Annotated in this window: 11 protein-coding genes; 7 read left to right on the forward strand and 4 right to left on the reverse strand. The window is 73.6% G+C overall.

All coding sequences use genetic code 11. From position 1 onward, the window contains the following. Positions 1 to 11: 11 nt before the first annotated feature. From ACIQPT_RS23270 to ACIQPT_RS23290, 5 genes are all read left to right on the forward strand, one after another. Positions 12 to 2543, forward strand: a complete 2532-nt coding sequence (locus ACIQPT_RS23270; protein ID WP_401158023.1) for a hypothetical protein — start codon at positions 12 to 14, stop codon at positions 2541 to 2543. Between the two features lie 326 nt (positions 2544 to 2869). Further along, positions 2870 to 3793 (forward strand): hypothetical protein, encoded by a 924-nt coding sequence (locus ACIQPT_RS23275; RefSeq protein WP_401158024.1) that lies wholly within the window; start codon positions 2870 to 2872, stop codon positions 3791 to 3793. Between the two features lie 143 nt (positions 3794 to 3936). After that, entirely contained in the window at positions 3937 to 5418 is a 1482-nt protein-coding gene (locus tag ACIQPT_RS23280) for a hypothetical protein (RefSeq protein ID WP_401158026.1), read from the forward strand. A 116-nt stretch (positions 5419 to 5534) separates the two neighbouring features. Next, entirely contained in the window at positions 5535 to 6482 is a 948-nt protein-coding gene (locus ACIQPT_RS23285) for a sortase (protein ID WP_401158028.1), read from the forward strand. A 55-nt stretch (positions 6483 to 6537) separates the two neighbouring features. Further along, entirely contained in the window at positions 6538 to 7410 is an 873-nt protein-coding gene (locus tag ACIQPT_RS23290) for a phosphate ABC transporter ATP-binding protein (RefSeq protein ID WP_401158030.1), read from the forward strand. Between the two features lie 91 nt (positions 7411 to 7501). Here ACIQPT_RS23290 and ACIQPT_RS23295 read toward each other — a convergent pair whose 3' ends face one another. The 3 genes from ACIQPT_RS23295 to ACIQPT_RS23305 form a co-directional block, all read right to left on the reverse strand. Continuing rightward, positions 7502 to 9142 (reverse strand): phospho-sugar mutase, encoded by a 1641-nt coding sequence (locus ACIQPT_RS23295; protein ID WP_401158031.1) that lies wholly within the window; start codon positions 9140 to 9142, stop codon positions 7502 to 7504. Between the two features lie 296 nt (positions 9143 to 9438). Then, a complete protein-coding gene (locus ACIQPT_RS23300; RefSeq protein ID WP_401158033.1) occupies positions 9439 to 10263 on the reverse strand; it encodes a purine-nucleoside phosphorylase in 825 nt (274 codons plus the stop codon). A 127-nt stretch (positions 10264 to 10390) separates the two neighbouring features. Then, positions 10391 to 10828, reverse strand: coding sequence for a gamma-glutamylcyclotransferase (locus ACIQPT_RS23305; RefSeq protein ID WP_007458837.1), 438 nt, complete (start codon positions 10826 to 10828; stop codon positions 10391 to 10393). Between the two features lie 272 nt (positions 10829 to 11100). Here ACIQPT_RS23305 and ACIQPT_RS23310 point away from each other — a divergent pair, with 272 nt between their 5' ends. Beyond that, the gene (locus tag ACIQPT_RS23310; protein ID WP_401158035.1) at positions 11101 to 12540 is read left to right on the forward strand and encodes an NAD(P)H-quinone dehydrogenase; all 1440 of its coding nucleotides are present in this window, start codon (positions 11101 to 11103) and stop codon (positions 12538 to 12540) included. Between the two features lie 186 nt (positions 12541 to 12726). Further along, the gene (locus tag ACIQPT_RS23315) at positions 12727 to 13686 is read left to right on the forward strand and encodes a DeoR/GlpR family DNA-binding transcription regulator (protein ID WP_401158037.1); all 960 of its coding nucleotides are present in this window, start codon (positions 12727 to 12729) and stop codon (positions 13684 to 13686) included. A 244-nt stretch (positions 13687 to 13930) separates the two neighbouring features. On the opposite strand, the gene ACIQPT_RS23320 is transcribed toward ACIQPT_RS23315, so the two are convergent. Continuing rightward, complete coding sequence (locus tag ACIQPT_RS23320) at positions 13931 to 14527, reverse strand: TetR/AcrR family transcriptional regulator (RefSeq protein WP_401158039.1); 597 nt, start codon at positions 14525 to 14527, stop codon at positions 13931 to 13933. Positions 14528 to 14604: the final 77 nt, after the last annotated feature.

Here is a 14604-nt window from a genome sequence, read left to right on the forward strand (position 1 = left end):
GAGGACCTGACATGACCGCTGTACGACCGCGCCCCGCGCGCCGGACCGCATCCCGCCCCGCGCGCCGACGTACCACCGTCGCCGGTGTCGCCGCCCTGCTCGCCGCCGTCCTGCTGGCCCTGCTGCCGTGGCCCCCGGGTACGGGCGAGGCGCGGGCGGCCGGACCGGAGAGCGGCTCGGCGGTGACGAAGAGCGGGTCGAAGGGCCCGTACGACGACTTCTCCGGCATGCGCGTGACCGTCCACCAGACGCAGCACCTGCGGGCGCAGGGCGTCCGGGTCTCCTGGACCGGCGGGAAGCCGACGCCCGCCGGGGTCCGGTACGTCAACTACGTACAGATCATGCAGTGCTGGGGCGACGACCCGCAGGGCCCCGACCGCGAGCAGTGCGTCTTCGGCGCGATCGGCGGCGGCAGCGGCAACAGCTCCCGGCGCAGCCTGCCGGTGGGCCAGGATCCGCTGGAGACCGAGTACACCGAGGGGAAGGGTCACGACAACCCGTTCGTGCCGTTCCGGCCGGTGGAGGGCGAGCCGACCGAAACCGCCACCGACTGGACGTACTTCAGCCCGGGGGACGCCAACACCGAGCCGCTCCGCAAGACCCAGAGCGACGGCACGGGCGAGGCGGTCTTCGAGGTGCAGACGGCCCTCCAGGCGCCCCACCTGGGCTGCGGAGCGGTGGACATCGCCGGCGGCCGGCCGGAGCCCCGCCCCTGCTGGCTGGTCGTCGTCCCGCGCGGCGACCACGAGATCGAGCCGCACCCCAACGGCAGCCTCGACACCTCCGCGCTGAGCACGGCCAACTGGGACCGGCGGATCGTCTTCCCCCTCGGCTTCGACCCGGTCGGCGAGACCTGCGAACCCGACAAGGCCGAACGGCGCGTCATCGGCTCCGAACTGCTCACCGACGCCATGTCGTCCTGGCAGTCCGTCCTGTGCGCCGGGTCCGACGCCCGGTTCACCTACAGCCAGTCCGGCGAGGACCGCGCCCGCTCCGTCGTCACCGCCCCCACCGACGCCTCACCCGGGCTCGCGGTCACCGTCGACCCGGTCGAGACCGGCGAGGACGGCCCCGGGGTGGTGCACGCACCGCTCGCGGTGAGCGGGATCGCGGTCGGGTTCCTGTGGGAGGAGACCGGGGTGCCGCTGGAGCGCGTACGGAACCTGAGACTCACCCCGCGACTCCTGGCCAAACTGCTCACCCAGTCCTACATCAGCAGCGTGAGCCTCTGGAACGCGTCCATCCCCGCCCCCGCCCATCTGAAGGGGAATCCGGAGACCGTGGTCCGCGACCCCGAATTCCTGGAACTCAATCCCGGGCTGGCCGACCGGACCGCACGATCCGCTCCTTTCGGCCTCACCGTCTCCGGCGAGAATTCCGACACCAGCCGCCTCCTCTGGAAATACCTCCAGGCGGACAAGGGTGCCCGGGAATTCCTGGCCGGAAAGGCCGACCCCTGGGGGATGAAGATCAACCCCCATTACCTCGACCTGGATCTCGCGAAGGAAGCGCTCGACCATTTCCCCAAGGCCGACCCCACCGGAACCCGGCTGGAGATCGCCCCGGACGTGTGGGTGGAGTACACCGGCGCCGAGGTCGTGCCCTACGTCGAGAACATGCACGACGGCGCCCTGCGCATCCGGCGCGGCTACGGCGGCCGGACGACCGACGCGGAGGCCTGCGCCGAGTGCGCCACCGGGGCCCGGCTGAAGGGCGAACGGGAACCGCAGGGCTTCCGCAGAATCATCGGTCTCGTCGACGCCCCCTCGGCCGACCGGTACGAACTGGACATCGCCGCCCTGCCCGACGCGACCGGCCGGTACGTCGCGCCGACACCCGACGCGCTGCTCAAGGCGGTCGGGCAGATGAAGGACTCGGCCGTGCCCGGAGTGAAGGCCCCGGGCCCCGTCGGGGCGAAGGACGGCGCCTACCCGCTGACCGCGATCGCCTACGCGGCCGCCCCCGTCGACCAGCCCGCCGACGCCCGCAAGGACTACGCGCGGATGATCCGTTACGCCGCCGGGCCCGGCCAGACCCCGGGCCTCACCCCGGGCCAACTGCCGCCCGGCTACGCGCCGCTGCCCCAGGAACTGCGCACCCAGGCGCTCCGCGCGGCGGACGGCCTGGAGCGGGGCGTCGTGCCGCCGCCTCCCGCCCCCGGACCCGGAGCGGACGCGGGCGGCGGGACCGGAACACCGGGCGATACGGGCGGGAGCGGCGACGGCGGCACGGGCGCGGGCGGTCCGGCAGCGGGCGCAGGCGGCCCCGGCGGCTCCGACACGAGCGGCGCGGGCGGCACGGACGGCGCGGCGGCGGGAGCCGGAACGGACACCACCGGCGGAACGGCGGGCTCCGGCCCGGGCGGCCCGGCGACGGCGAACGTCTCCTCCGGCGGCCCCGGCGGACTGACCCCCTCCCAGGTCCTCGGGCTGATCCGCTGGGTGCTCCTCGGGGTGCTCGTCGCGGGCGGCGGCGCCGCGTGCGCGGGGCCCGTGATGCTGCGGCTGTCCGCACGGAGGGCGGTGGCCGGCCAGGGGGTATGACCGCCGGCCGGCGGTCGTCGGACACCTCGGAGGCGGAGGTCGGCCTCCGAGGATTTCGTCCGGCCGTCGGCGAATTCCCCAGGAGGCGCCCAGGAAAGGAATCCGTAACCTGACCGGCAACTGGATGTGGTGGTCGCCGCCGCCCCGTCTCCGGAAAGGTATGCGGTGGCCGGCCGACGGGTCGGCGGTGACGAAATCCGGATTCCGCTGATGCGCCCATTCCCTGCATCCTCTGCACTTCGCGCACTTCCTGAATTACCCGCACTTCGCGCATTCCCTGCGCTCCATGCATTCCCTGCGTTCCGTATTCACGGAGGAGAACAGAAATGAACGTCACGACGCGTGTTCGTCTGGGTGCCGCGGCCGGCGCCGCCGCACTCGGCCTCGGCATCATGGCCCCCGCCGCCTTCGCCGACCCCGCCGACCCGACCGACTACCGCACCCTCGCCGGCGTCGGCTCGGACACCACGCAGGACGTCACCAACGGCCTCGGCGACTCCATCGACGGCGGCAGCCTGATCGCCTCCTACGACGCGACCGGCAGCGCCACCGTCAAGACCCGGGCGGCCGGCTGTGTCATCAACCGCCCCAACGGCTCCTCGGCCGGCATCGACGCGCTCAACGCGGCCGTCGACGGCTCCACCGGCTGTCTCGACTTCGCCCGCTCCTCCCGGGGCCCGGCGGACGCCTCCTCCAGCGACCTCACCTTCATCCCCTTCGCCGAGGACCAGATCACGGTCGCGGTCCGCGACGACAGCGCCCTCAACGCCAACCTCGACCTGACCGCCACCCAGCTCAAGGCCGTCTACGAGTGCGGCCTGACCTCGATCAACGGCGTCACGCTGACCCCGCTGCTGCCCCAGGCCGGCTCCGGCACCCGGACCTTCTTCCTGGAGCAGATCGGCGTCTCGGTGCCCGGCACCTGCGTCGGCACCATGCAGGAGCACAACGGCGTCGAGCTCGACAGCGCGGGCGACATCGCCCCGTACTCCGTCTCCCAGTACAACGCCCAGGTCGGCGGCGCCGTCACCGACCGCCACGGCGACACCGTGCTCGGCAAGATCGACGGCGGCGTGATCGCCCGCGACGTCTACAACGTCGTGCCGACCGCGAAGCTCAGCGACCCGGTCATCGCCGGGGCGTTCGTCGGCGCCGGCTCCAAGGTCTGCACCGAGACCGACGTCATCGAGTACTTCGGCTTCACCACCGTCGCCAACTGCGGCGACACCATCCTCAAGGGCGAGCGCTGATCACCGCCGCCCCGTAACCGTGCGACAGCCGGGCGCCCCACGGGCGCCCGGCCCCACGTCGTTGTCCGACGCCCACCACGACCCCAGGGGGGACCACCATGCACCACCCCGCACCACTCGTATCCCGTACGCGCGTATCCCGTATGCGCGCCCGCTTCCGGTCGCCCGTGGCGCTGCTCAGCGCCTTCGCGCTGGTCTGCGGTCTGCTCGCCGCCGTCCTCGCCCTGACCGCCACCGAGGCGCACGCCGCGTCCACCCGGGTGGGCTCGTTCACCCTGTCACCCGCGACCGGGAACATCGCGGACGCCCAACTGGCCGACACGGCCACCTCGGACGCCGCCTGCCCCGCCCCCACGGACCCGGACGCGCCCTACGTACGGGCGGGGCTGCGGCTGCCCAAGCCCGCCGCCGCGACCGGCGGGCTGCCCTCGTTCCCGCTGACCACATCGGAGAAGGGCGCACCGCTGGACTCCGGCCCGTTCACCGTGCAGCTGCCGCCCAAGGACTCGCTGGAGACGGTCCTGCGCAAGTACATCAAGGCGGGCCCGCTGGACGGGACGTACGAGATCCGGCTGCACTGCGACACGGCGGTCAGCGTCGGCACGTTCGACTACTTCTCGGCGAGCGTCCGGGTCACCGGCGAGACCTGGACCCTGGTGGAGTCCCGGGCCACCACCCTCGTACTGACCGGCGGTGACAGCGGAGGGGCCGTCGTCGGCGCCCCGCTGAAGCTGACGGCGAGCGTCTCCCCGGCGGCCGCCGCGGGCACGGTGACCTTCGCCGCGAGCGCCGACTCCGGCGGCCCGTTCACCGAGGCGGGCACGGCCGGCGTGACCGGCGGCAAGGCCGAACTGACCGTCACCGCACCGGCCGCACCCGGATACGTCTACTACCGGGCGGACTTCGTCCCGGACGACCCGGAGGCGTTCGGCGGCTCGGTGGGCCGGGCCACGGTCCAGGTCGCCGGGACCGCGCCGAGCCCCGACCCCACGGACCCCACCGGCAACCCCACGGACGGGCCCACCGACGGCCCCACGGACGGCCCCACCGAGCCCGCCGACCTCGACGTCACCGACGCCGACGGCAACACCCTCGACGCCAACCCGACCCTGGAGCCGGGCCAGCAGGTCCTGGTCACCGCGCGCGGCTTCGAGCCCGACGCCACGGTCGCCGTCACCCTCGACGACGACACGGACGCGGACCTCGCCGACGCCACCGCCGACGCCGACGGCACCGTACAGGCGTACGCGTTCACCGTGCCCGAGGAGATCGCGGACGGCGACCACACCCTGACCCTCGCCGAGGAGGGCGCCGACGGACACCGGGTGGAGTTCGCCTTCGTCACCGGCGAGGGCCCGAACCCCACCCCGGGCCCGAGTGACACCTCGGGCGCCGACGACGGCGGTACGTCGGACGGCGCCGACGCCTCGGGCGGCGGCACCGGCGGAGCGGACGGCGGCGGCAGCGGCGGCCCGTCCGGCGGATCCTCGACCCCGCTCGCCTCCACCGGCAGCCACATCGCGGCGGCCGGCCTCGGCGCACTGGCACTGCTCAGCCTCGGTACGGCGCTGGTCATCCACGTCCGGCGGAAGTCGCTGCTCACCTTCGGCCGCCCGGCGCACTGACCGGGACGGCCCGCTGTGGGGGAGGGGCGGGAGCCCCTCCCTCCGGCCCCGGCCGTCTCTTCCTCCCCCTCCCCTCCCCGTGTACGTCTTCCGCAGCAGCCAGGAGCGCAGCCACCGTGACCGTGCTGACCCCGCCCCCGCCCGCGACGGCTCCACCGGCCGCCCCTGCCGCCCCGCCCGCCGCCGGGCCCGGGACCGCCGTGCCGGGTGCGCCGCCCGCCCGCCCGGGCCTCGCCCTGACCGGCGCGGCGCTCTGCGTGCTGGCCGCCGTCCTCCTCGGGTTCGTCGCCAACCTCACCCTCGTCGGCCACCTCCAGCACTCCCGGGACCAGCAGACGGCCTACGACGAGCTGCGCCGCCAACTCGCCCTCGGCATCGCGCCCGTGGGTGTGCGCACCTACGACGACCAGCCCCTCGCGCCGGGCTCGCCGGTGGCCCTCCTGCGCATCCCCGCACTCGGTCTGCGCGAGGTCGTCGGCGAGGGCACCACCTCGGGCGTCCTGATGTCCGGGCCCGGCCACCGCCGCGACACCCCGCTGCCGGGACAGGCCGGCACCTCCGTGATCATGGGGCGCCAGTGGGGCTACGGCTCCCCGTTCCACGCCCTGGACCGGCTGCCCGTCGGCGCGCGGATCGAGGTCACCACCGGCCAGACGAAGGCGGTCTACGCGGTCACCGGCGTCCGCCGCCCCGGCGATCCGCTGCCGGTACGGACCACCCCGGGCAAGGGCGGGCTCACCCTCATCACGGCGACCGGCGGCCCCTACACCCCCTCCGGGGTCCTCCGCGTCGACGCCGAGCTCACCACCCCCGTACAGCCGGCCCCACCGCGCCCGCCCGCCGGCTGGATCGCCCCCGACGAGGAGGCGCTGGCCGGGGAGAAGGGCGCCTGGCTCCCCGTACTCCTCTGGTCCCAGGCACTCCTCGCGGCCGCACTGCTCACCGCCTGGGCCCTGCGCCGGCGGGGCACCTGGCAGACCTGGGTCGCCGCCGTACCGGTGCTCGGCGCCCTCGGCCTCGCCCTCGCCGGGGCCCTGACCCGTCTCCTGCCGAACCTGCTCTGAACACCGGCCCCGACCAACAGCCCCGCTGCGACCCAGACCCAGGAGCGCCCCGCCCATGACCGATCTCATCGACACCGCCGCAAACGCCACCACGACCGCCGCCGACGACGCAGCCGACACACTCGTCCAGCCCCGGATCGTCCCCCGGTCCACGGCGGCGACCCTCGAAGCGGACGCGATCTCCGCCTGGTTCGGCGACCACAAAGTCCTCGACCGGGTCTCGCTCACCATGCCCGCCCGGCAGGTCACCGCCCTCATCGGCCCGTCCGGCTGCGGCAAGTCGACGTTCCTGCGCATCCTCAACCGGATGCACGAGCTGATCGGTTCGGCCGCGCTGGCCGGGCGGGTGCTCCTGGACGGCCGGGACATCTACGACCGGGGACGCCGGATCACCCACGCCCGCCGCGAGATCGGCATGGTCTTCCAGAAGCCGAACCCGTTCCCCGCGATGTCCCTGTACGACAACGTCCTCGCGGGACTGAAGCTGAACGGCATCAAGGCGACCCGGGACGGCCGCGACGACCTGGTGGAGGAGTGCCTCACCAAGGCCGGACTGTGGAAGGAGGTCAAGGACCGGCTCCGCCAGCCCGGCGGCGCGCTCTCCGGCGGCCAGCAGCAACGCCTGTGCATCGCGCGGTCGTTGGCCGTACGCCCCCGGGTGCTGCTGATGGACGAACCCTGCTCCGCCCTCGACCCCACGTCCACCCGGCGGATCGAGGAGACGATCCACGACCTCAAGGAAGAGGTCACCATCGTCATCGTCACGCACAACATGCAACAGGCGGCCCGGGTCTCCGACAGCTGCGCGTTCTTCCTCGCCGAACAGGGCACGCCCGGCCTGGTCGTCGAGCACGGGCCGACCGACGCCATGTTCGGCGCGCCGCAGGACCCGCGGACCGCCGACTATGTCAACGGCCGCTTCGGATAAGGCGGTTGCCCGTCCGAAGCGGCCGTTCTCGTGCCATCAATGACCGTCGCTGTCAGATACCGGCGTCAGATACCGGTATCAGATACCGGTATCAGATACCGGCCGCCGCCGCGAGGTCCCGCTTGATCCCGGCGAGCAGCTCCGCGCCCCGGGCCCGCGCGGCGGGCAGCCCGGCCGCGTCCGCCACCGGGACGACGACCTCCAGGTAGCACTTCAGCTTCGGCTCGGTGCCGCTCGGGCGGACGATCACCCGGGCGCCCTCCAGGTGGTAGCGCAGCCCGTCGGTGGGCGGCAGCCGGTCCGTGCCCCGCGACAGGTCCTCGGCCGAGGTGACGGCGAGACCGGCCAGCGCGGTCGGCGGCTGCTCACGGAGCCGGGCCATGGCGTCCGCGATGACCGACAGGTCCTCCACCCGCACCGAGAGCTGGTCGGTGGCGTGCAACCCGTGGGCCAGCGCCAGATCGTCCAGCAGGTCCAGCAGCGTACGGCCCTGCTCCTTGAGTACGGAGGCGAGCTCGGCGACGAGCAGGGCGGCGGTGATGCCGTCCTTGTCGCGGACGCCCTCGGGGTCGACGCAGTAGCCGAGCGCCTCCTCGTAGCCGTACCGCAGGCCGTCCACCCGGGCGATCCACTTGAAGCCGGTCAGGGTCTCCTCGTAACCGAGGCCCGCCTTCTCGGCGATCCGGCCGAGCAGCGAGGACGACACGATCGACTCGGCGAACACCCCGCTGACGCCCCGCTCCACCAGGTGCGCGGCGAGCAGCGCCCCCACCTCGTCGCCGCGCAGCATCCGCCAGCCGCCGTCCGTGGCGGTGTCGGGCACGGCGACGGCGCAGCGGTCCGCGTCCGGGTCGTTGGCGATGATCAGGTCCGGTGCCGCCCGGCGCGCGGTGGCGAAGGCGAGATCCATCGCGCCGGGCTCCTCCGGGTTGGGGAAGGCCACGGTGGGGAACGCGGGGTCCGGCTCGGCCTGCTCGGTGACGAGCACCGGGGCCGGGAAACCGGCTCGCTCGAACGCGGCGGTCAGCACCGAGGTGCCGACGCCGTGCATCGCGGTGTAGACGGTGCGTGCGGTACGGGGGCTGCCGGCGGCCAGGACCGCGTCCGTACGGGCGAGGTAGGCGTCCAGCACCTCCTCGCCGAGGGTCTCCCAGCCGTCCTCGGGGCGCACGACGCCCGCGAGCGGGCCGACCGCGGCGATGGCGGCGGCGATCTCGCCGTCGGCCGGGGGCACGATCTGCGAGCCGTCGCCGAGGTAGACCTTGTAGCCGTTGTCGCGCGGCGGGTTGTGGCTGGCGGTGACCTCGACCCCGGCGACGGCACCCAGATGCCGTATGGCGTACGCCAGTACGGGGGTGGGGAGCGGGCGGGGCAGCACGGCGGCGCGGAGTCCGGCGCCGGTCATCACGGCGGCGGTGTCGCGCGCGAAGTCGGCCGATTTGTAGCGGGCGTCGTAGCCGATGACGACGAGCCCGCCCTCCTCGCCCTGGGCCTTCAGATAGGCGGCGAGGCCCGCCGCCGCCCGGATCACCACGGACCGGTTCATCCGCATGGGCCCGGCCCCGAGCTCCCCGCGCAGCCCGGCGGTGCCGAACTGGAGCGTGCCCGCGAAACGGGCGGCGAGCTCGGCGGTGTCGCCCGCCTCGACGAGCGCCGCCAGCTCCGCGCGCGTCTCGGGGTCGGGGTCCTCGGCCAGCCAGGTCCTGGCCTGCGCGATGAGGTCGTGCTGCACGGGGGCCGCCTTTCGGGGGTGTGCGGAAGGGGGTACGGGGGTGGGGTGCGGGTGCGGGCGGAACGGGGGCGGGGCGAGGGGGGGGGGGGGGGGGGGGGGGGGGGGGGGGGGGGGGGGGGGGCGGGCGGGGGGGGGGGGGGGGGGGGGGGGGGGGGGGGGGGGGGGGGGGGGGGGGTACGGGGGGGGGGGCGAGGCCGGGGCTCCGCCCCGGACCCCGGTCCTCAAACGCCGGACGGGCTGAAAACGCCCGGACCGACCGCCGAGAAGGCCGCCGGACGGGCTGAAAGGGCCCGGCCCTAGATGCGTTCCAGCACCCTTGCCAGCAGTGCGCCCATCCGGGTCGCCGAGTCGCGGCCGGCCTGGAGGACCTCCTCGTGGTTGAGGGGCTCCCCGGACAGGCCCGCCGCCAGGTTGGTGACGAGGGAGAGGCCGAGCACCTCGGCGCCCGCCTCCCGGGCCGCGATGGCCTCCAGGACCGTGGACATGCCCACCAGGTCGCCGCCGAGCACCCGGACCATGTTGATCTCGGCCGGGGTCTCGTAGTGCGGGCCGGGGAACTGGACGTACACGCCCTCTTCGAGGGAGTCGTCGATCTCCTTGCACAGCGCGCGCAGCCGCGGGGAGTACAGGTCGGTCAGGTCGACGAAGTTGGCGCCGATGATCGGGGAGGCGGCCGTCAGGTTGATGTGGTCGCTGATCAGGACCGGCTGTCCCGGGCGCATGCCCTCGCGCAGACCGCCGCAGCCGTTCGTCAGGACGACGGTCTTGCAGCCCGCGGCCACCGCCGTACGGACCCCGTGGGCGACGGCGGCGACGCCCCGGCCCTCGTAGTAGTGCGTGCGGCCGAGGAAGACCAGTGCGCGCTTCTCGCCGATCTTGTACGAGCGGACCGTGCCGCCGTGGCCCTCGACGGCGGGCGCCGGGAAGCCGGGCAGCTCGGTCACGGGGAACTCGGCCTCCGGGACGCCGAGTGCCTCGCCCGCGGGCGCCCAGCCGGAGCCCATGACCAGGGCGACGTCATGGGTCTCGGCGCCGGTCAGCTCGCGCAGGCGGGCGGCGGCCCCGGCAGCGGCTGCCTGCGGGTCGCCCTGGATGTTGTCCGGAATAACAGATGCGTTCACGCGGACGAGCGTAACCGCTGAATCCCTACGCGCGTAGATGCACTGGCGCAAAGACGCGCCGGAGGTCTTTGTGTTTTCGCACGAAGAGGACGCGGCCGGGCCGGTCACGCCCTCGGCCGGAGCCCGGTCAGCAGGGGCGCTTGCGCAGTTCCATCACATAGTCGTGAGGTGCGCCGGCGGATTCCGCGGCATCCGCGATCTCGCCCAGATAGCGCGCCGAGGGCAGCCCGCCCTCGTATCCGTTCAGCACGTACATCCAGGCCGGCTCCTCGCCGTCCAGGGTGTGCACCCGCACCCGCATCCGCCGGTATATGTCGAGACCGACGCCCTCCCAGCGGTCCATGGAGTCCTCGTCCATCGGCGCCAGGTCGTACAGCGCGACGAAGACCTGGGAGCGCGGCGCCTCCACCACGGTGGCCAGCGCCCCCTCCCAGCCCATCTGCTCCCCGCCGAAGGTCAGCCGCCAGCCGTTGAGCCAGCCGGTGCTGCGCATCGGGGAATGCGGGGCGCGGCGGGTCATCAGCCGCGCGTCGAGGTTGCCGGCGTACGCGGCGTAGAGCGACATGGGACCGAGGGTACGGGAGGTGGGCGCGGGAGCGGCGGTTCCTGTGACGAAGGCCCCGGTCGGGGGAGTGCGGAGCGGCGCGTACCTCGGTGTGCGGGGCGCTCGTCCCCGTACGGCGGACGCCCTCTTTCCCGTATGGAGGGCCCCGGGGCGAAGCACTTTGGCGCGTGCGGGACAATGGAGTACGTACTGCATTCCCCCGGGGCGATCCCCCGGACCCCCGGCCGGGGCGGCAGACGGCCGCGGGTTACACAACGCGAGGCGGACTTTTCGTGACCCGGATCGTGATCATCGGCGGCGGCCCCGGCGGCTACGAGGCAGCCCTGGTGGGCGCCCAGCTCGGCGCGGAGGTGACCGTCGTCGACTGCGACGGCCTCGGCGGAGCTTCGGTCCTCACCGACTGCGTGCCTTCGAAGACCCTGATCGCCACGGCCGAGGTGATGACCACCTTCGACTCCTCCTACGAGGAGCTCGGCATCATCGTCGCCGACGACACGCCGCACGCGGAGCAGGCCGCGAGGGTCGTCGGCGTGGACCTCGGCAAGGTCAACCGCCGGGTCAAGCGCCTCGCGCTCGCCCAGTCCCACGACATCACCGCCTCCGTCACCCGGGCCGGCGCCCGCGTGATGCGCGGCCGGGGCCGGCTCGACGGGCTCCAGGCCGCCGACGGCTCCCGCCAGGTCGTCGTCACCGCCGCCGACGGCACCGAGGAGCGGCTCACCGCCGACGCCGTGCTGATAGCGACCGGCGGCCACCCCCGGGAGATCCCGGACGCGCAGCCCGACGGCGAGCGCATTCTGAACTGGACCCAGGTCTACGACCTCGACGAGCTCCCCGAGGAGCTCATCGTCGTCGGATCCGGTGTCACCGGCGCCGAGTTCGCCGGGGCCTACCAGGCGCTCGGCTCCCGCGTCACCCTCGTCTCCTCCCGCGACCGGGTGCTGCCCGGCGAGGACCCGGACGCCGCCGCCGTCCTGGAGGACGTCTTCCGCCGCCGCGGCATGAACGTCATGGCCCGCTCCCGCGCCCAGTCCGCCAAGCGCGTCGGCGACCGGGTCGAGGTGACGCTGGCCGACGGCCGGGTCATCACCGGCTCGCACTGTCTGATGGCGGTCGGCGCGATCCCGAACACCGCGGGCATGGGCCTGGAGGAGGCCGGCGTACGGCTCAAGGACTCCGGGCACGTCCTCACCGACCGGGTCTCGCGCACCAGCGCCCCCGGCGTCTACGCGGCCGGCGACGTCACCGGCATCTTCGCGCTGGCCTCGGTCGCCGCGATGCAGGGCCGGATCGCGATGTACCACTTCCTCGGCGACGCGGTCGCCCCGCTGAACCTCAAGGCCGTCTCCGCCAACGTCTTCACCGACCCGGAGATCGCCACCGTCGGCTACAGCCAGGCCGAGGTCGACGCGGGCAAGATCGAGGCCCGGGTGGTGAAGCTCCCGCTGCTGCGCAACCCGCGCGCCAAGATGCAGGGCATCCGCGACGGCTTCGTCAAGATCTTCTGCCGTCCCGGTACGGGGATCGTGGTCGGCGGCTGTGTGGTCGCGCCGCGCGCCAGCGAGCTGATCCACCCCATCTCGCTCGCGGTCGACAACAACCTGACGGTGGAACAGATCGCAAACGCATTCACCGTGTACCCGTCCCTGTCCGGATCGATCGCCGAGGTGGCCCGGCAGCTGCACACCCGCAAGCTCACGGGCGAGGGCTGAGGGGCCGGGAAACCCGACATTCCCCGGCAACCCCCGGCAGTCCGGGCGGTGCTGTGACCGCCTGACGATCACCCCCGAACAACAAAGGGGCCTCCTATACCACTTGGAGGCCCCTTTGAAGTACAACTTCTGTTATTCGGCGCAAACTGCTGAAAACTCACCGACGGTCAGGTTACTGTCAGTTTCGTGTTCGCTGCAGAACGTCGTCAGTTGATCCTCGAAATGGTGCGTGCCAACGGGGCGGTATCGCTCCGTGAGCTCGCCCGCGTCGTCCAGACCTCCGAAGTGACCGTACGGCGGGACGTGCGGGCACTGGAGGCAGAAGGACTCCTCGACCGCCGGCACGGCGGTGCGGTCTTGCCGGGCGGTTTTACGCGGGAGTCCGGCTTTCCGCAGAAATCCCATCTCTCCACCGCGGAGAAGACAGCAATCGCCGACCTGGCCGCGGGTCTCGTCGGCGAGGGCGAGGCCATCGTGGTCGGCGCCGGCACGACCACGCAGGAGCTGGCCCGTCGGCTCGCGCGGGTCCCCGGTCTGACCGTCGTCACCAACTCCCTGCTGGTGGCCCAGGCGTTGGCCCATGCCAACCGCGTCGAAGTCGTCATGACCGGCGGCACCCTGCGCGGGAGCAATTACGCGCTGGTGGGCAGCGGGGCCGAGCAGTCCCTCCAGGGGCTGCGGGTCTCCCGGGCCTTCCTCTCCGGGAGCGGCCTCACGGCGGAGCGTGGCCTGTCCACCTCCAACATGCTCTCGGCCAGCGTCGACCGGGCTCTCGTCCAGGCCGCCGCGGAGGTGGTCGTCCTGGCGGACCACACCAAGCTCGGTTCGGACACCATGTTCCAGACGGTGCCCACCGAGCTGATCACCCGCCTGGTGACGGACGAGCCGCCACTCCATGACGAGCGGGCCGCCGCCGAGCTCCAGTCCCTGGCGGACCAGGGCGTGGAGATCACGGTGGCCGGTCCGGGGGCGGACGCGTCCGGCGGTGACGGCCCCCCACCGGGGAGCCGGCCCCGTCGCGACATGCCCCTGCCCGGCCAGCGGCGCACGCAGAACGGCGGCCTCGGCCCGCAGCTCCGCAGCGCCTCCGCCCTGGCGGACGTCCCGGGCGAGCGGGCACGCGTGGCGGACCTGCGACGCCGGTAGGCCCACGTCGGGGGCCCTGCCCCCGAACCCCCGCTCCTCAAACGCCGGAGGGGCTGGATGCGCCGCCGCCGAGGCCCGTTACGTGAGCCCGCGTGGAGTCAGCCGCAACAGAGGCTCCGGCGTTCGCCTTTTCAGCCCCTCCGGCGTTTGAGGAGCGGGCTCCGGGGCGGAGCCCCGGTTACGGGAAGGGGCGGGGTGGGGAGAGGCCCCGCGCAGCGGCCGCCGAGCCCGGCCGCAGGGCCCCCTACTTCAGGCCGCGCAGCGTCAGCCGCAGCAACCGCTCCGCCAACTCCGGATCATCCGGCGACTGCTCCGCCGCCAACGCGATCGCGTTCGTCAGCTGCAGCAGATCGTCGATCGAGACGTCACCCCGCACCGACCCGCTCTCCTGGGCCCGGCGCAACAGCCCCGCGCCCGCCTCCCGGAGCGGCAGATGGCACTGCACGAGCGCCGACGTCTCGTCGCGCGAGGCGGACATCAGGGCGTGCGCCAGCCCGCGGTACTCACCCGCATGAGTGACGATCGCGCCCAGCCAGTCCACCAGCGCCCGGCACGGCGCTTCCGCCGCCGCCAGCTCCCGGGAGCGGTCCAGGAGCGAGTACAGGGCGTCCTGGAAGACCGCGTTCATCAGGGCGTCCCGGTTCGGGAAGTGCCGGTAGAGGGTGCCGATGCCCACGCCCGCCCGCCGGGCGATGTCCTCCAGCGAGGCGTCCGTGCCGTGCTCGGCGAAGGACCTGCGCGCCTCGCCCACCAGCCGGTCGTGGTTCCGGCGCGCGTCCGCGCGCATCGGCCGGGCCGGCGGCTGCGCCGTACTCGTCTCCATCGGGATCGCCCCTGCCATGGCTTCCGCCCCTCCCTCGGTCCTCGGGACCTACGTGGGTTCCAGGATGCCACTGGTGAGGAAGGGGCCCGGCCCGC

Origin of the sequence: Streptomyces sp. NPDC091289 (assembly GCF_044757365.1) — a bacterium.
Lineage (GTDB): Bacteria > Actinomycetota > Actinomycetes > Streptomycetales > Streptomycetaceae > Streptomyces.